This is a genomic window from Nostoc sp. DSM 114161 (genome assembly GCF_052692665.1).
Window position 1 is genome coordinate 8,238,068 of record NZ_CP195141.1, and the last position, 19,360, is coordinate 8,257,427.

12 protein-coding genes and 2 pseudogenes are annotated in these 19,360 nt (G+C 38.4%); 4 read left to right on the forward strand and 10 right to left on the reverse strand.

All coding sequences use genetic code 11. From position 1 onward, the window contains the following. Nucleotide 1: 1 nt before the first annotated feature. The 9 genes and pseudogenes from NSTC745_RS34485 to NSTC745_RS34525 form a co-directional block, all read right to left on the reverse strand. A pseudogene (locus NSTC745_RS34485) lies at nucleotides 2–385 on the reverse strand (cupin domain-containing protein); the annotation flags it as partial. A 268-nt stretch (nucleotides 386–653) separates the two neighbouring features. Further along, the gene (locus NSTC745_RS34490; RefSeq protein ID WP_445635048.1) at nucleotides 654–1,685 is read right to left on the reverse strand and encodes a glycosyltransferase; all 1,032 of its coding nucleotides are present in this window, start codon (nucleotides 1,683–1,685) and stop codon (nucleotides 654–656) included. Between the two features lie 234 nt (nucleotides 1,686–1,919). Continuing rightward, nucleotides 1,920–2,948, reverse strand: coding sequence for a glycosyltransferase family 2 protein (locus NSTC745_RS34495; protein ID WP_445635049.1), 1,029 nt, complete (start codon nucleotides 2,946–2,948; stop codon nucleotides 1,920–1,922). A 196-nt stretch (nucleotides 2,949–3,144) separates the two neighbouring features. After that, nucleotides 3,145–4,401: a hypothetical protein gene (locus NSTC745_RS34500; RefSeq protein ID WP_445635050.1), complete on the reverse strand. Its 1,257-nt coding sequence runs from the start codon at nucleotides 4,399–4,401 to the stop codon at nucleotides 3,145–3,147. Between the two features lie 56 nt (nucleotides 4,402–4,457). Further along, on the reverse strand, nucleotides 4,458–5,450 hold the full coding sequence (locus NSTC745_RS34505; RefSeq protein WP_445635051.1) for a glycosyltransferase family 2 protein: 993 nt from the start codon (nucleotides 5,448–5,450) through the stop codon (nucleotides 4,458–4,460). Between the two features lie 168 nt (nucleotides 5,451–5,618). Then, complete coding sequence (locus NSTC745_RS34510) at nucleotides 5,619–6,677, reverse strand: polysaccharide pyruvyl transferase family protein (protein ID WP_445635052.1); 1,059 nt, start codon at nucleotides 6,675–6,677, stop codon at nucleotides 5,619–5,621. A 64-nt stretch (nucleotides 6,678–6,741) separates the two neighbouring features. Beyond that, nucleotides 6,742–8,019: a lipopolysaccharide biosynthesis protein gene (locus NSTC745_RS34515; protein WP_445635053.1), complete on the reverse strand. Its 1,278-nt coding sequence runs from the start codon at nucleotides 8,017–8,019 to the stop codon at nucleotides 6,742–6,744. A gap of 63 nt (nucleotides 8,020–8,082) precedes the next feature. Next, the gene (locus NSTC745_RS34520; RefSeq protein WP_445635054.1) at nucleotides 8,083–9,330 is read right to left on the reverse strand and encodes an O-antigen ligase family protein; all 1,248 of its coding nucleotides are present in this window, start codon (nucleotides 9,328–9,330) and stop codon (nucleotides 8,083–8,085) included. A 60-nt stretch (nucleotides 9,331–9,390) separates the two neighbouring features. Next, entirely contained in the window at nucleotides 9,391–10,821 is a 1,431-nt protein-coding gene (locus tag NSTC745_RS34525) for a GumC family protein (protein ID WP_445635055.1), read from the reverse strand. 405 nt (nucleotides 10,822–11,226) lie between these two features. On the opposite strand from NSTC745_RS34525, the gene NSTC745_RS34530 reads away from it, so the two are divergent. Further along, nucleotides 11,227–13,293 (forward strand): WD40/YVTN/BNR-like repeat-containing protein, encoded by a 2,067-nt coding sequence (locus tag NSTC745_RS34530; protein ID WP_445635056.1) that lies wholly within the window; start codon nucleotides 11,227–11,229, stop codon nucleotides 13,291–13,293. Nucleotides 13,294–13,642: 349 nt separating this feature from the next. Here NSTC745_RS34530 and NSTC745_RS34535 read toward each other — a convergent pair. Further along, nucleotides 13,643–13,790, reverse strand: a pseudogene (locus NSTC745_RS34535) (IS4 family transposase); the annotation flags it as partial. A gap of 575 nt (nucleotides 13,791–14,365) precedes the next feature. On the opposite strand from NSTC745_RS34535, the gene NSTC745_RS34540 reads away from it, so the two are divergent. The 3 genes from NSTC745_RS34540 (at nucleotide 14,366) to NSTC745_RS34550 (ending at nucleotide 19,308) form a co-directional block, all read left to right on the forward strand. Continuing rightward, entirely contained in the window at nucleotides 14,366–15,052 is a 687-nt protein-coding gene (locus NSTC745_RS34540; protein ID WP_445635057.1) for a helix-turn-helix domain-containing protein, read from the forward strand. After that, on the forward strand, nucleotides 14,979–17,705 hold the full coding sequence (locus NSTC745_RS34545; protein ID WP_445635058.1) for a peptidase domain-containing ABC transporter: 2,727 nt from the start codon (nucleotides 14,979–14,981) through the stop codon (nucleotides 17,703–17,705). The genes NSTC745_RS34540 and NSTC745_RS34545 overlap by 74 nt, the downstream gene beginning before the upstream one ends. 76 nt (nucleotides 17,706–17,781) lie before the next feature. Then, nucleotides 17,782–19,308 (forward strand): HlyD family efflux transporter periplasmic adaptor subunit, encoded by a 1,527-nt coding sequence (locus tag NSTC745_RS34550; protein ID WP_445635059.1) that lies wholly within the window; start codon nucleotides 17,782–17,784, stop codon nucleotides 19,306–19,308. Nucleotides 19,309–19,360: the final 52 nt, after the last annotated feature.

Genomic DNA, 19,360 nt, shown 5'->3' on the forward strand with positions numbered 1-19,360 from the left:
ATTATTTTTTATCTATTGCTTCGCTTTCTAAGTTGTTATCCTTGGTGCGGGCATAGTCATCTTGAAAGCGAACGATATCATCTTCTCCTAAGTATTCACCATTTTGGACTTCAATCAACACTAAGGAAATAACTCCAGCATTTTCTAAGCGATGAGGTGTACATTGAGGTACTTAGGTAGACTCGTTATTGCTTAATAATACTTCGCGATCGCCACAAATTAGCTTCGCTGTACCAGAAACAACTATCCAGTGTTCGCTGCGGTGGTGGTGCGTTTGTAAGCTGAGGCGGTGTCGGGGTTTGCCTTCTATGCGTTTGATTTTGTATCCACCTCCTTCTTCCAAAACTGTAAAAGCACCCCAAGGACGCAACTTAGTTGTTGATACACATTATATTACCAACTTGAATATTCCCAACTTGAACTCAAGATAACGTCTTAGTTTGCATTGTTTCTTATAATTGAATAATAGTTACCTCAAAGATTAGGGACTGGAGAAGGCTTCCCCTTGGGTAAGGGGTAAAGGAATTAAACGAAGTTCTTCCCTTTACTTTGACTTAGCATTCAGTACTTTGAAGTTAGTAAAGAAGGCTAGGGCGTGTTTTCAAAGTCTTAGATCCCCCCAACCCCCCTTTCCAAGGGGGGCAAAGAGTCTCTTAACTCGCTTTAAGTAAAATGCGCCATCTTTGGGTAGCGCCTGTGGTTTTTAGAGCGATCGCCTGAATTGAACTGTAAACAGACTGAGGCAACAGCCAAAGAAAATAAGCAGCAGCCAAGGTCAAAAGTGTACGGCTTGGCTCTTTAAAAAGAATGCGCCAGTTGGTTAGCAAAGCTCGATTCACAAGTTTCACAGCCATTGCACCATCTTGTAGAGTTACTGCTCTACGAGCTAAATACCGCAATATATAGGCTTTAGCCAGTGTTTCATATCGATTAACTATTTCTGGAGCATATAAACGTGCCCTACTAAGCATCAATTCCCAAGCATCTAACTGCTTGAGTATGTTTGCTGATAGTCCGCCTGAATTTACTCGATATAAAGTTAGAGCTTCAGGAATACCCTCTATTTGCAGATCGCTCTTAACAGACATGCGAAACCAACATTCAACATCTGTACAATCACCATTAGGATGACGCGATCGCTCATCGAAGTAGAAGTCTTCAACACTACCATAAAGGTTGTCTTGGAACTTAATTGCTTCAAAAACTTCTCTTTTAATCACTGCCACCGAACCATTGCTAATTGGATTTCGGCAAAGAACAATCCCTGGAGTAATTCCCTTAAGTTGAGGTATTTGATAAATACCCAGGGGTTGTCCATTTTCATCGATAAAAGCAGAGCGGCTAAAGCTTACCCCGATATGAGGTGAATTATCTAGATGTTGAACATGTTTTTCTAATTTTTCTGGCAACCAGAGATCGTCGGCATCTAAAAGAGTTAAATATTCTCCCGTAGCATGTCGAATACCAGTGTTTCTAGCCCCAGGCAGTCCCCGATTCTGTTGACGAATAATTTTAATTCTAGGGTCTTTGAATTGCTGACAAATTTCTATACTTTTGTCAGGAGAACCATCATCAATAATTAAAATCTCAAAATTTTTATAAGTTTGATCGAGAGCCGATTGAAGTGTTGCAGCTATATATTTCTCTGCTTTATAAACTGGAATAATAATAGAAACTTTATTCATTGTAAGCCTCCTAATAATGATAGTAAACTGGCATTTTAGACACTTAATTATGTTTTCTCAAAAACAACAGTATATAAAACCCAGGATCGATTCATTTTATTGTTGAAAATTGTGGATAAATGAATAGTTTTTGCATCCCATTAATTTGTCAGTTTTATAGCTTTCAATTAATGGTAATCTCTTGGAAATTTTGTGTTATAAATTCTTGATTATCCTCAATATCTACAATCTTAATTAACTGTTCAAAAGCTGTTCTTGAAGAATGCGGTGTTTTTGATTAGCCCCTGTCTTCTTTAAAGCAAGTGTCTCAATCAACCTGTAAAGAGATTTAGGCAAAAGCCAAAGAAAATAGGCAGCAACCAAGGTTAAAAGCATCCGACGTGGTTCTTTAAAAAGAATACGCCAGTTGCTTATTAAAGCTCGATTGACTAGTTTCACAGCCATTGAACCAGCTTGTAGACGAACTGCATTGCGAGCCAAATACTGTAGCTGGTAGGCTCTGCCCAGAGTTTCCCATTGATTAACTATTTCTGGAGCATAAGAACGTGTCTTTTCAATTACTTTTTCCCAAGAATCTAATTGTTTAAGCAAGTTTGCAGAAAGCCCTTCTGAATTCACTCGATATAAAGTCAAAGCTTCAGGAATGCCTTCTATTTGCCAATTAGTTTTAATAGAAATACGAATCCAACATTCCAGATCCTCTGATTGGCGGAAGTGTTCGTCAAAATAATAATCCTCAATAATTCCGTAAAGATTATCTTGAAATTTAATTGCTTCAAAAACCTCTTTTTTAATCACTGCTGCGGAACCATTGCCAACAGGATTGCAAGTAAGTAAATAAGGTGTCGTGATTTGTTTAAGCTTAGGCATCTGATATGTACCTAAAGCTTTTCCAGCTTTATCGATAAAAGCAGAGCGACTAAAACTAACACCTACATTTGTGGAATTTTCTAGGTGAGTAATATGTTTTTCTAGCTTGTCTGGTAGCCAAAGGTCATCTCCATCTAAAAATGCTAAATATTCCCCTTGAGCATGGCGAATACCAGTATTTCTAGCTCCAGCTAATCCTCGATTTGCTTGACGAATAATTTTAATTCTAGGGTCTGTAAATTGCTGACAGATTTCTATACTCTTGTCAGGAGAAGCATCATCAATTATCAAAAGCTCGAAATTTTTATAAGTTTGATCGAGAGCCGATTGCAGGGTAGCAGCTATGTACTTCTCAACTCCATAAACTGGAATTATTACAGAAACTTTTTTCATCTTTGAAGACTAATTTTATTGTAGCCAAGTTCTTAAGTTGTACTGTTAGTACAGTAATCTCTGATATAGCAATGAAAATACTACCTGCTGGCTAGGATCGCACATAAATCTGGTATCATCCACCTGGCTATCCGCTTGCAGCTAGCGGTGATGGTTGCCATAAGTAGAAGCTAGCTTGTCCTACAATTCTAAATATTTAGCTATTTTTAGGTATTGCAATATTGTTTGCTAAACATAGTCCAATCTTCTCAATAGCTAGGTCATCGTTTTGTCCCAATTGAACTACGCTTGAAGAGCGATCCTGTCTTTTGAACAGACTGTGCAATACCCAGGCAAAGCCTCCCGTAGTTTTAATGATGATATCAGCACAAACTATTGCATGAATACTTTCAAATGTATTTTTCTCGGATTCGCCAACAATAGTATAAACATTTGAGTACTTAGAAAAAACTTCAAATTCTTTATTTGGCGTTCTTTCAATATTATTTAATTGCGTCTTTTCCTCTTCACTGAGTTTTATTTCACCTTTAAATATGGCATGTCTGATATTTTGGAATGTTCTTTCGTAGCCATCCGACATAACTATGACAGAAAAATTTTCTTTTCCGTATTTAGAAAATATTTTTTGTAATAGAGTATCGGCCTTATTTGTGTCATTAGAGTTGGAGTAATTGTTAATTTCCCATTCATCCAAATCATTTATACTTTCAAATACTTTAACTTGCGAGCTAAAAACTCCAATTAATTTTTTATTTAGATTTACTAACATCCTATCACCTTTCCTCAAATGTATGACAATTTTCACTGTTTGAGGTTTGAAAGGTATATGTACAGGTTTGTTTTGTCTTGCTTTATGATAATTTTTAGATAATTGTAATTTAAGCGCTTTAAGCGTAATTCCTTCCGGATCTGCACTGTTTAGTAATTCGTCTAGACGAAAAGCACGACGGCCTTCATATAGTTGAGGTCTAAATGTTAAACAGTAAATGACTTTTTTTGAAGATGGAGTTACTTCGGCAATAAATTTCTTAACAGATTCTTTTAGTTGCTCAATATTAGATATTTTATTTTCATGATAAATTTCATCTATGGGTATTGGAATAATTTTACAATTAGTAAATTCTCGATCGCTTATATTTTGTTCCCAGTTATCAAAACCAAGAAAATTACTAAGTTTATCAGAATATTTGTCAGTTTTCAGAAGTTTGTTGACAGTAGTCTCAATTTTTTTAATAATCTTTCCTTGAAAATTTAACTCGTATCTTTTCTCATAGGCAAGTGGTGTATGTACATAAGTGTAATCGCATAATTGCCCAATTCTATATAGAAGTGATAGCTGCCATAACATATCTGCCAATCCAGATTTCACCAACTTGACAGTAAAAAAAACTTCTTCTTTATCCTGATTATTGAAACTGCCGTTTGTTTGGACAATAGTGCTGTAAGGTTTCATATTCGCGATCGCTCCCTGGAAATGATTTAAATAAGTTATGCTAAATGAGACATCTTTCAAACAGGAGAATTAGCTTTTTTATCGGAGTATTGCATACGACTAGCTCGAATTTTGCTAATAATTTGGAGTAAATAGCTAGCAATCTTCGGTGAAAGTACTTTGATTAAAAGTAACTTGAATACTAAAACTTGAACTTTTTTTGTTAACAAAATCTTGGGATACAAGCTAATTGCTGTTTTCAGCTTTTGGCTAGCCAATTTAGCCCCACTAGCGCCAGAAAGCCGAGTCAGATATGAGTGTGCTAAAAACTGATAAATATTAGCTAGGCTCTGATTTTTTAGAAACTGAAGTTCTAAGGGTGCTGATTGAAATACTCTTTCAACCATTATGAGATGGTATTTCTCTAGTACCTCAATTTTAGATGACATTGACCCTGAAGTTTGACGGTAAAAAATTTGTTGCTTAGGAACTACAACAAATGGCCAACGAACTGCAAGCCGTAACCAATATTCCCAGTCTTCACAATATTTAAGTGTAGAATCAAACTCTCCTGTAGAATCAATAGCTTGTCTGCGAATCAAAGGATTTGAACCACTTTCTAAAAAATTTCCTAATAATAAATTGGCAAAAACATTACCTTCAAAAGATACAGTATTACTACTATGAAAAGCCTCTCCTCTATCGTCCATGTAATAAGTCCAACTATAAGCAAGTCCCGCTTCTGGATGCTGTTGCAAGGCAGCAAGTTGTAGTTCTAACTTATCAGGTGTCCATAAATCATCTGCATCAATAAATGTAATAAATTCTCCTGTGGCATGAGAAATACCACGATTGCGAGCTTCTGGCAAACCACCATTGTTGTAGGAGAAAATTTTGATTCGAGGGTCTTCAACTGAATTCACTAAGTCTAAAGTTTTATCTGTTGAGCCATCATTAATTATAATTAGCTCAAAATCTGAAAAGGTTTGTTGCCGAACGGATGCAATCGTTTCTAAGATAGTTCGTTCGCCATTATAAGCAGGAATAATTACTGATATTTGCGGAGACATAAAGATTAAATTCACTCTAAATTGATATTTGTGTTTGTTAATTAATACCTTAATATGCCTATTTCTTGCGCTTCTTAATTTTTGACAGTCAATAATCATTAATTACCGTATAATATCGACTGTTCGCTATAAATCAATCCCGCAAGTCTGCACTGTAATTTCAATGCATTACAACTTACTCAAGAGAACTTCACTTTTTTGATTACCTAAAAGCAATTTAACGATCGCATATGTCGCTTTCTTCTTAAATGTTTTGGCTTTTCTCACAACCACCTGTCTAATTGTGAAACGCACAGGTTCCAACTGGGATTTGTCAAGCGCCTCTTCGCGGTAAACTCTAGCACTGGATGAACTTGGCATTAAGGCTGAGATAAATTCATCGCGCACTTGTTCGACTGTCTTAATGGCGCGATCGCGGCAATCTCTGGCTTTTTCTCGTGCTGCTTCTGTTTGACAGTAGTCGAAAGCTTGTTGCAATGCCTCGTCTGTTAAATTATCAGTGTTAAAGACTACAGGCCAGCCAATGGTTTTCGTTTGAAGTACTATCTTAGCTCCTCCGGCGATCGGGTCTATGGCAATAACAGGAACTCCATTCTTGAGTGCCAATACAGTTCCGTGTAAACGTGTTGTCACCACAAAGTCCATACGAGCGATTAACGATTCGATTTCGGCTGCACTTTTGAGATTGGTTTGATTGGGGTCTAAACCTGTATCGATAGGCACTGTCACCATTTCTCTTGAGGCAATGAGTCGGTTAATGGCCTCATGGGCAATTTGATGTCTGCCTTTATCTTTATATTCATGTTGTGGATGAACCAAAATAATACCCACAACAGGTACTTTTGGTTGGCGTGACACGAAGGTAATATCTGGCCGTGAAATAGCAGAACTGTCTCTTTCTAAAAGAACATCAAAAGGATTCCAGCGATCGATTGACTCTATCATCGATAGGTCAACACCAATCAGACGACAGGAACTAAAGTGTTCCACAAAATCATTAGATAGCTTGACATAAGGAAAAGGGCCACATACAAATACAACGTGTGAATAAGTATGCGGCTCGACTAAACGCCAATCGACACCACCCACAAAGGGAGGAGCAAGAGCAACATCATAAGCATAACCGGCCTTTTCAATCCACTCGCAAACGATATCTCGTGCCATCAAATCGCCAGCTGTAGCATTACATTTCTCAAAACTGAACCAACCTGCCACAAGAATTTTCATACAAATATCTCCTTTTAAGAAATTAATTTAACCGCTCGTAGTTTAACGTTAAATGCAATTATCTCTATGGTTTATTTACAACTAAGAAAGATGATTTTTGCCTAAAGAAATATCTAATAGACCAAATGCTAAATGCAGGCTGCGCTACTATCTGGCAAATAAGTACTGTTACGGCAACCCAAAATATTCCCCATTGTACGGCTACTAATAAGGAAATCGCAAATAATACAGTATAAATCAGATTCCAGTATAGATTTATATGGGTTTTACCTATAGCATTGAGTAGTAAATAAGTGGGATTATAAATAGTAAGCGGTAAAGCTGAAAGACAGATAAGAATCAAGATCGGAATTGCTGTAACCCATTTTTGCCCGAAAATTATAGGCACATAAAACGGTGCCAAGCTCGACTGTAGGAGAATGAGTGGAACTGTAAAGCTAGCAGTTGATTTGAGACTACTAAAGTATCGCTCCTTTAATTGCTTGAAGTTTCCACGAACCTCACAAAGATAAGGAAATAAAGCTGAAGTAACTGCACTCATGACGTTCAAACTGATTCCTAACCCAGCATTAAAGGCAAAATAGTATATTCCTAATGCATGAATTCCTAGAAAACGTCCAATAAGTAAATAATCTATATTAGCTCTCAGTTTATTGAGTAATTCAACGCCAAGTATATCTTTACCAAAATTTGTAATCTCTTGCCATCGCTCAAGTTTAAAAGATTTAGGAGGTCGCCACGAATGATTCATATAACTAATAACTATCCATACTGGAGTTGATAAGACTATGGGTAAAACTACAGCCCACATCCCAAATCCTAATAGAGCTAAACCTATTGTTGAAATATTACTAATTAACGATTGGATAACATTACATAAAGCTGTCACATTTAATCGATTTTCTCTTTGAATCAGTGCAGACTGAATCATGAAAATCGGGAACATTAAGTAGACGAGAGCCGCAACACAGATGGGAAAAATAAGCTGATTATTTCCATAAAACAAAGCAATTGGAAAGGCAGCAATACACTGAATAGCAAAAATTGAACCGCATAGAATCCAATTGAGCCAGTACGATGTATCACATACAACTTTCACCTCTTGTTCATCAGCCTGAACAATCTTAGACCCGATCCCAGCTTTCAGGGTAAAAACGGTGGCAAATTCATTAGTCGTGAGAACGACTGCTACCAACCCGTAATCATAAGGACTTAATAACCGAGCTAAAGTAATTGTTGTCCCCAGCCGAAAAACACGATTTACTAACTCTGCTCCTCCTAACCAACCAACATTACGAATATATTGACCTGAAAGTTGTTGTTTTAACTTATTAATTAGCATTTAATTTAGTTACTTGTTAAGTTATTGAACAAACAAAATTAATTACACTACACCGTTGCTAAACTAAACTTTTTGTTTAAATGCAATACCCATTATTATCAAGCCAGGCCAATAAAGGTAAACTAAGCCTTCTATTTTTTCGCCAAAAGTAAATAAAAATAAAACTACGAGTACACCTAAAGCTACCTTGGCAGTTTGGTTTTTATAGGCTTTATACAGTAAATCCATAAAGCTCCATAACAAGGGAAATGCTAATGCAACTAAACCTACCGCTCCCTTTTCATATAGAAGACCAAACCAAGTGTGATGAGTGCCTATTGGCATAAATTTTGTAAATAATATTCCGCGGGGAGCAATAATTCCATGACCCCATATAGGAGCTTCTTTCCAACCTTCTAAAGCCATACGACCTAAAACTTCTCTAAGCTTAGAAGAATCAGCCCTCGCTTCTGAGAACTGTTGTTTGAATATTGCTAGAGAATCGATAATAATGGGAGCAAACATACCTGTAAATAGGCTGACTACCCCTGCTGTAAGTTGTACTTTAGGTTCAATAAAATTTACTAAAATCCAAGTTATTACTGGAACAGTAACAAGGCACAAAATACCTAAGCGCGAGACTGAAGATACAATCATAGCGGCAGAAGCAATCATGCCAATCAACCGCCACTTTTTGTTATTTTCTTGAGATGAAAGCAAAAAATAGATACAGCCTACTAATCCTAATGCAGGAGGCCAAGGTGCAAATAACGATAAGCGAATTTGATTGACATTGCCTTCTTCAAATCCATAGAGTTTTACACTGTAAAATATGACATCATTACCTCCTATTAATTGCAGTGGAGAACTATATAAAACATTTGGCAGATGTATTGCATGTGCTATGTAAAAAATGGGAATTATAATTAGACTTTGCAAGCCAACAATACATACTCCTCGGTAAAGTAATTGGGGGCGGATATTAAGGCAACCAATAAGGGGAAATAACGCTAGATAAGCCCAATTTCTTGCCCAATTTATCGAGGAGGTAATTATTTTAGGTATTCCTAAATCAAAATCTACATGACCCATAACTAAAGCAACTTCTATGACTAACATAGAAATAATCCATACCCATACACTAAGGGGAATGGTTATTTTGTCTTCAGTTGCTGTATATTCAGTTTGCTTCCAAAGTTTTTTACACAAGTAAAGCGTTAGCAACCATGCAATTATAGATATTGTAAAGTAACACGCTCCCAAAAAATAAAAACCATATGTTCCTATTAAGCAATACCAAACTACTTTTTCTTCTAAGTTTTGAGGCTTCATCCAATTTCTAATTTCAAGTATTTCTAATAGAAGCTAATATTTGATTTATTAAATATTTTTTTAACGTTCGATAGCTTTAGTTTTAGTTCTAATTACATCAGAATTATGACGTTTGCGATCGCGCAGCCAAAGTAACGTTATTCCAATAGTTGAAAAAACGGAGCCAGCAGCCGCACCTAGATAAACATATGCTTTTTTTGGTGCAGTAGGGCTATCAGATAAACTAGGTTCTGCAATAATTTGAATTAGTGGGTAGGAACCGAAAGCATTCGACTTACCAAGATCCAATCTGGCCAAAGTAGATGAAAAAACTGCTTCGGCAACTTGCATATCTCTTTTGAGGGCATCCAAATTAGACTCTTGCTGTGCAAGTTTTTTCAGTCTATTTTCCAGCTGAACTATCTGTTGATTTATTGCTTGAGCTTGAGTTGTGAGTCCTTTTTGGTCTACCTGAACTGTAATTAGTTCTTGGAAAAGAGTTTCACGAGAAGCAGTACCGGAATTAGTATTATTAAGATTTAGTTGCGCTAAGCTTGACAAACTGACCGGTCGCCCTAGAATAGACTGACTCCGAGCTAGCAAGGCTGACTCAACAGCATTTCGTTTAGCTTTCTCTGCAACTACCGTCGGATGATTAGGTAAAAATTTCGATTCTAGAACAGTCAGAGCAGCGCTAGATTCACTATAGTTTTTTAAGTTCTGCTGAAATATTTGATCTGTTTGCAGAGCAAAAGCATCTGTCGCTTGCCCAGCAGATAATTTTAAATTAGCCGACAATTGTTTTAGACGACTACTAGCTTGCTGTTGTTGAGCTATTATTTCAGATCTTTGTCTGCGTAGCTGTTCAATATTGTTTGTTAGATCCTTAATTTGCTCTTCAGAGTTTAAACCCGAACGCGCTTTGTAATTAGAAAGTTTCGTTTGTGCATCTTGCAATTTTTTCTGCGAAGAGTCAAGAGCTACTTGGAAACCTGCGTCTCGTCTAACAGCTTCTTGACTTCTCAGTTGATTAAGTCTGGTTTGAAGAGCTTTGTAAAAAGCTAATGATTTATTTCTAGCTTCTTCAGGACTTGCACCCTTAAACTCAACTGTCATAATCGTAGTATTATCTACTACTTTCAGCCGCGGACTACCAAACTCTCCTAAAGACATGTTAAGTTGAGCTGCTGCTGCTTTCAATACAGGTTCGCTTTCAGCAATAAACTTATAATTTTCTCTGGGATCTTGAGAAGAACTAGAAGAATATGGAGATGAATTTTCATAAGAAGCTTGACCAATACCTGGTAAATTTACATCGGCGTTTGAACCGACCCCAGGTAAATTAATAGCTGATTGACTGCTATATGTTGGTGGCGTAATTTTGAGATAAAGAAAGGCTAAAACCCAAAAAACTACATTGGTAGCTAGACCTAGAAGTAAGTAAGGTTGCCAACGTTTTCGGTTTGCTACTGTTTTGCCAGAGCGTTCAGAGATTTCTATATAATTAGTCATTAAAATCCTCTAAAGTCGATTACTGGCTGAATTAAATAGCTTACACTCAGTTTTGCGATCGCCTGAATTTACTCCCAGAATTATACATTTGTAACTTCAGACTTGATTTGCAACACTTCAGTACAGTATCTTGCTTAAGCAGTGATAAAAAAACTACCTAATGGCTAAGATTGCACTGATGCAGACAGTATCCTATGGAGCGGAATAAAATTATCCACTAAGCTATCCACTAAGCTATCCACTTGGTTGTAGTTAATTAGCAGTAGTTACAGCAGAATTCACTATAAGTACTCCCTGTTAAGAGTTGCCGATTCTCTATTTCCTTTTACTCGTATGAGCGATCGCTTTTTCTGGATGCCGTTCCGGAAAACAACCTGTACGGCTATAATTATTGCGTTGACTATTGTGGTTACACCCTCTAAGCTCACTTGCAGCGCCACATCAAGCTATCGCTGGACTCATGTCGCTATCGGGGGGGGTGGTTATGTTACAGGTGTTTATTTGCATCCACAACAGCGCGATCTTGTCTACATCAGAACTGACATTGGTGGCTTTTATCGTTGGAATCCAGTAGATAAGGAATGGATTCCTTTAATAGACCACTTTGGACTAGAACAGAGCAATTACTATGGGGGAGAAGCCCTAGCACTTGACCCAAACAACTCAAACATAGTCTACATAGCAGCAGGCAAATACACTGCTAGTTGGGCTGGATTGGGAACAATTTTTAAATCTAGCGATCGCGGTCAAAGTTGGACTAAGTTGAAAATAGACTTGCCGATGGGTGGCAACGAAACTCAACGTTGGCTAGGAGAAAGACTTGCTGTCAATCCTTTCAATTCCCATGTTATTTTCTTTGGCTCGCGGTTGAATGGGTTATGGAAGTCTTTAGATGCTGGTGCGACATGGAATAAAGTTACCTCCTTTGCTGGAAAACCTCAAGTAAATATTGGAATTACAGGTATTGTATTTAACAAAAATGTTTCTGGTTTGGTCTATGCCAATGCTTATGGAGACGGGATATACAAATCCACTAATACGGGTATTAGCTGGAGCAAAATACCAGGAAGTCCATCAAAAGTGAATCGAATGGCGATCGCTACTAACGGTGTTCTGTATGTAACGCACGCATCAGGTGTGAGTAAATATACAAACAACGTCTGGAGTAATATCACGCCAACTAATATAGGTATAGAAAATAAATTCAATGCCTTAGCTGTAGATCCAAATAACCCCAATCGCGTTTTAATTGTTTATCCCCAATATGCTTGCAAAACCAATAATTGTGGAGTATTTCAATCTACGAATGGTGGAGCTACATGGCAAAAGAAAAAGCATATCTTGAAACCTCAAGTGCCTTGGTGGCCCGACTCGTATTTTGCCTCAGCAACCTCAGCCATTGAATTTGACCCGAAAACTCCCGGCAGAGCTTGGTTAACAGACTGGTTTGGAATATGGCAAACAGACAATATTAACGCCGAGCCTTCTATCTGGTCAAACTATCAAAAAGGACATGAAGAGGTAGTTAGCTTCGCTTTAGCCTCACCTCCAAGTGGATCTTTGTTGTTGAGCGGCGTTGCTGATGTAGATGGATTTAACCACAGCAAACGACTAGATGCTTATCCTTGTAAGCAGTTTGGCGGTGAAAATAGTCCCCGGTTTCAGGACACCTACAGCCTTGCCTACAGCGAAAGCAATCCTTCACGAATGGTGCGTGTTGGTGGAAACCGATGGAACAATACATATACAGGAGCAACTTCGACAGATGGGGGTTTGACGTGGAGGAAATTTTTGTCATTTCCGCAAAACACAATACCGTTGCGCGTAGCCATGTCAGCAACCAACTCAAATTTGTTTGTCGCAATTATCGACCAAGGCCAGCCTATCCGCACAACTAATGGCGGATTTTCTTGGGGCAAAGTATCAGGATTACCCAACGGCCCAAAAGGCCCGTGGTACTGGGGTCAACCATTAGCGGCTGACAAAGTAAATGGCAACACTTTTTACTACTACAGCCGCGGCAAGTTATACCGTAGTAACAATGGGGGCGCATCCTTTAGCATCGTGAACTCATCATTACCTTCGGAAAATTGGTCTATGCTGAAAACGGTTCCAGGGATAAATGGCGAACTCTGGCTTAGTCTCAATTCAAACGGACTTTATCGCTCAACGGATGGCGGTGCGAACTTTACCAAAATTACCAAAGTGGACAGAGCTTATTTGTATGCGCTTGGTAAGCCACAGACGAAAAGCAAAATTCCAGCCCTGTATTTATATGGCAAAATCAACAGCACAGGTAATGGAGCATCAGGAATTTTTCGCTCTCTAGACAGAGGAGAAACATGGACAAATATCGACACTCCACACAAGACCATCGGTAACGACCCTAATGTAATGGAGGCTAGCTGGCAGCAATTCGGACTAGTCTTTATTGGCACTAACGGTAAGGGAATCTACTATGGAACCCCGTAAAAACAGCATCCTAATCAAGAGATGTAATGAAGAAATAAAATTTTCCACATGACTATCCATTTATCCTTAGCGTGTATACAGTCAAAGCTTCATACTAAAAGTTACTAGCATTGACTGGCAAACCCGCGCAACGCAGTCTCAGAGCATCGGTGAGAGGTTAAGGTAATTGCACTTTTGTCAAAATGGTGCAGGAAAAAGAGCTAAATCCAGCTTTGAGACTGGCTTTCGGAGCGCTCTAACCACTCCTAATACCTAGTTGCGTTCAAAAATATTAGTTTTGGCAGGCAGGGGGAGCAGGGGAGGCAGGGGGAGCAGGGGGAGAAATACTATATCTGATTGCAACTTAGTATAAATCTTGATTCTCTTTTGCAGCAAAGTACTTAATCGGGTCATCAGCGTTACCTTTGTCGTAGGCAACGCTGAAATGGTACAAACCCCGGAAAATCATCTCCAAAGAAATGCGGTTACGCATGTAAAGATAATTCGTCAGCAACTGCACCCTACGCCTTTATTCTGTTCTCTACTTATAGGGTAATTTTTTATACATATTTTTTGCTAAGGTGAGGGTAAGCGATCGCACGATTGGAGTTTTCACGATTGATAGCATCAAGAGATGATAAAACTGAGACACCAAAAGGCTTTTCACCGAGTAAAGAGTCTTTTGCTAGATAGCAGTTGAAGCATAGTTGAAAACATAAACTGCTCGTCAAACCCTGATTCCAAGAGGCTTGAAAGTCTCTTGTTCGAGGAATTCGGCTATGACTTATTTTTTATGTGTCCAGAGTAATTTCATTTATCTTTACAAAAAGATTTTCGGAATTCACAAATACGGTTTGTAGCTTAATCTATCCATAAAAAGCAACAAACCAACAAGTACTGTAAAAAATATTACTTTGGAAAATTAAAATTTTTGCATAAAATAAAATGCAAATCGTAATAAGTATTACAGATACAACAAAAATTCGTTTCTGGAATATCTCTAGTAATTTCTACTTAAGTCTAGAGATATACGACTAAAGAAGCATTAAGAATCAGATATTGGCGTGTATACAAATTAAGCGATTTTACTTATATGTCTGACTGTGACAGGAAAGTTCAAACAAAGTATGCAGACGTAAATGTCGGTAAGTATTTAACATCATTCCAGCGAAAATTACTGGTAGTGAATTTACAGAAAGATTTACCGGAATCTTATCGACAACGGATTGAAATTATGTTGTTGGCAGATGAGGGAAAAACTCAAACCCAGATTTGTCAAATTTTGGGGTGTTGTCCAGCAACAGCAAGACATTGGACGCACATAGCGAAGACAGGAATGGCGCATCAATGGCAAGATTGCCCGATTGGTCGCCCGAAGGCAATAAATGACGAGTATTTAGAACGTTTGCAAGAACTGATGAGAAATAGTCCGCGAGATTATGGCTATTCTTTTCGGCGCTGGACAGCAAACTGGCTGGCGAAACATTTGGCAAAAGAATTTGGGATTGAATTGAGCGATCGCCATCTCAAGCGACTGCTCAAACAAATGGGGTTATCCACAAGGCCAAAAGCAAACAACACCGAAGCCAGCAGCAACGAGCATCAAGGTAACAAAATTTTGATTGGTGACCTCAAATCGGTAACTAATGCGGAAGATTCCGAATTATTACCTATTAACTTTGCAAAATTATCAAAAGATTCAAATAATGGCGCACAACATATCCAATCACTTGGTTTCTCTGCAACAACTCAACAATATTCTGGGACATTCTCTCTCTAAAGAAGAATTTGAAGGATATCTGCCACAATTTAAAGAAAGTAACCCGAAAGTCGGTAAATTTTGGCAAGGAACTGACGTTGAACCGGGTGTATATATTGCGATCGCTGGCAAAGTAAGATTGCTCGATAGCGCCGACGAATTAATCGCCACTTTAGAGCCGGGAGACTCATTCGGGGAATTTACTTTATTCCCAGATACACAATTTCAGCCTTATGCAGCCAGAGCCTCAGTAAATTTACAACTGTGTTTTATTCCAGGTGAGGTGCTGGGGTCATTGATGGCTAAGTATCCTCAAATTCGAGAGCATTTATGGGCTAGGGCACTATCTCGCAATCCCGAACAGGTGGAATTAGGCAATGCTGCCAATAAAGTTGAGACAAATACGCATTCTGAAACAGATATTTTGTCACAACCAGCCGATGTGCCCCAGGGAAAGAAAATTAGCAAAGCCTATTTTCCGAATCCTACTCAGCAAGTGGGACATTTATGGCAGCGAGTGACGCGGCGCTATCCGTTTTTTGCCCAACAGAGTGGATCTGACTGCGGTGCAGCTTGTTTGGTGATGGTATCTCGGTATTGGGGGAAACGTTTTAGCGTCAATCGCTTGCGAGATATCGCCAATGTCGATCGCAATGGCGCATCTTTGCGCGGGTTATTAGTAGCGGCCGAAAGCTTGGGCTTTGCCACACGACCGGTAAAAGCTGGTTTGAAGCAATTAGCCAAGCAAAGCTTACCAGCCATCATTCACTGGGAAGGCAAGCATTACATTGTCGTCTACGAAGTTACCGCCAAACATGTAATCGTAGCCGATCCAGCGATCGGTCAACGCACCCTGACTCACGCCGAATTTAAAGCCAGCTGGACTGGTTACACATTGCTGTTGCAACCGACAGCCATGCTCAAAGAGACTCAGGAGAGTTCTACGCCTTTTTGGCAGTTCTTTGAGTTGATGAAACCTCATTCTTTGGTGATGCTGGAGGTATTTGTTGCCTCAATATTTATTCAGATATTTGGATTAATTACTCCTTTATTCACCCAGTTAATTTTAGACCGCGTAGTGGTGCAGCGATCGGAACTCACCTTGACCGCTGTGGGAATAGGGTTGTTGATGTTTAACCTGTTTCGCGTAGCAATGACAGGGTTGCGCCAATATCTCCTAGACCACACAGCCAATCGCATAGACTTAGCATTAATTGTTGGGTTTATTCGCCATACCCTACGATTGCCTTTGAATTTCTTCGAGTCGCGTTATGTAGGAGATATTATCTCTCGCGTCCAAGAAAACCGTAAAATTCAACGCTTTCTTTCTGGTGAAGCATTATCAATTCTGCTAGATTTACTCACCGTCTTTATCTATGTGGGATTAATGTTTTGGTACAGTTGGAAAATGGCGTTGCTGTCATTGTTAATTATCCCACCTTTTGCTTTACTGGCCTTAGTTGCCACACCTTTTTTACAAAAAATTTCACGAGAAATATTTAACGCTGTTGCCAAAGAAAGTAGTTACTTAATTGAAGCCTTAACCGGTGTGAGGACAGTCAAAGCAACGGCTGTAGAACAAACAGTACGTTGGCATTGGGAAGAATTATTAAATAAAGAAGTAAAAACTAATTTTTCTGGACAAGTTATTAATAATCGATTACAAATATTCAGTAACACAATTCAAGCACTGATGACCACAGGTTTGCTCTGGTTTGGCGCATACCAAGTAATTCACAACCAATTAACTATTGGGCAACTAGTAGCATTTAACATGCTATTGGGTAATATTATTACGCCCTTTCAACGCTTAACTGTGTTGTGGAATCAGTTCCAGGAAGTCGTGATAGCGATGGAACGTATTAATGATGTCTTGGATGCAGAACCCGAAGAAGATTTACACCATCAGCCACGACAAAATCTACCAAAAATTAAAGGCAATATTCGTTTTGAAAAAGTGACATTTCGCTATCATTCAGACAGCGATATAAATATTTTAGAGAATCTCAGCTTTGAAATTAAACCAGGGCAAATGGTAGCACTCGTAGGACGTAGCGGTTCTGGAAAAACTACGATTTCTAAATTGGTTTTAGGATTGTATCCGCCAACAGACGGCAAAATTTTAATTGATGGACAAGATATTACCAGTATTTCCTTAAGTTCCTTGCGTCAGCAAGTTGGAGTAGTTGACCAAGATACCTTTTTGTTTGGCGGCACAATTCGAGAAAATATTAGCTTAGGACATCCTGGGTCGAGTTTAGAAGAGGTAATCCAGGCGGCAAAACTAGCGGGTGCTGACGAATTTATTAAAAAGTTACCAATGGGATATGAAACCCAAATTGGTGAAGGTGGAGGATTATTATCTGGCGGACAAAGACAAAGAATCGCTATTGCCAGGGCTTTATTAGGTAATCCTCAGTTATTAGTTTTAGATGAAGCGACTTCTCATTTAGACACCGAATCAGAAAGAATTATCCAGCAAAACTTTAATACAATTCTTAGGGGAAGAACCACTTTAGTAATTGCCCATCGTCTTTCTACAATCCGCAATGCCGATTTAATTTTAGTACTAGACCGGGGTGTGTTAATTGAGAGCGGAAATCATGAAGAATTGATGGCTAAACGGGGACATTATTTCTATCTCAATCAACAGCAGTTACAGGTGGCAGCATAAACTCTAAAACCATAAATTTGATTGCTAATTAATGGTTGATAAATTACCCACTTGAAAAATCTATCTCAAAATAATTATGCCTAATAGTATATTAAATGGACGAGTAACGAACTCAATACCAGAAGAAATATTTGACAGGGAAACTTTGGAACCACAAATTCCAGAAATTGCAACTGATGATTGGTCTGACATTACCAAGGAATCACTTGATAGCTTCCCCCAGGTTTGGACAAGAGGATTGCTATATTTCTTAGTTATATTTGTGTCTATAGTATTACCTTGGACAATGCTATTTAAGGTCGATGAAACTGGTACAGCTAGAGGACGAACTGAGCCTAAAGAAAAGACAATTAAGCTCGATGCTGCTGTGGCTGGAACTGTTGCCGAAATTCGAGTTAAAGAAGGCGATACAGTAAAGCCTGGACAGACTTTATTGGTATTAGAATCAGAACTAGTCAAATCAGATTTGCAGCAGGCGCAGGATAAATTAGAGGGACAATTAAACCGACTTGCTCAGTTAAGTTCATCTAAAAATCAATTGCTTGTGTCTTTGGCGACTCAACAACAACAAAATCAATCTCAACAGTTAGAAAAGCAGACGCAAATTGCTCAAGCCAGTCAAAATGTTGATGCTCTAAAAAATGCTTATGAATTGCAAAAAGAAGAAAAATTAGCTCAAGTTAATCAAGCACAGAAAGCTCTCGAACATAGTAAAACTAATAGTAAGTTAGCCGAGAGTAGTTTGATAAGTACTCAGCGAGAGGTTGAACGCTATAGCAAACTCAAACAAGAAGGGGTAGTTCCAGAAATTAATGTTGTAGAAAAGGAAGATATAGCTCAAGAAAAGCAAAAAATATATGAACAAAGCAAGTCAGATATTGAACAAGCTAAATTAACTTTGGCAGAACAACAGAGTAGTTACGAGCGCAGTATCCGCCAAACTAATGCAGATATAGAACAGGCTAGATTGCGATTAAAAGAACAAGAAAGGAGTTATGAAACTTTGACTCGTTCTGGCCAGCTAGCCGTGCTAAAAATTGGAGAACAGCAGAAAAGTTTAGAAACTGATATTACTTCATTACAATCAGAAATTGCCCAAAGTAAAAGACAAATTTTAGCATTAAGATTTCAGTTAAGCCAACGAGAAATCAGAGCTACCACCAGTGGTATATTATTTCATCTGCCGATTGAAAAATCTGGTTCTGTGGTGCAGCCTGGAACAATGGTGGCGGAAATCGCATCGCTCAATTCGCCTTTAATAATTCGCGCACAAATGGCAACCACAGAAAGTGGTTCTTTGCAGACAGGATTACCAGTTAAACTAAAATTTGATGCTTATCCTTTTCAAGATTATGGGGTTATATCAGGGGAATTAATCAAAATTTCTCCTACTACTACAGAGATAGATACTCCTAATGGAAAAGTGGCAGCTTATAACTTAGATATTGCCTTAAAACAGAATTGTATTCCTTCTGCAAATAAGTGTATTTCCTTGCGTCCTGGAGATACAGCAACAGCTGAAGTGATTGTGCGCCAGCGGCGAATTATTGATTTTCTACTCGATCCATTTAAAAAGTTGCAGCAAGGAGATGTTAAATTGTAAAAAAAATCGCGATCGCCTTTTATTTGTTTGTTAAGTTTTAATTCTTTTATTT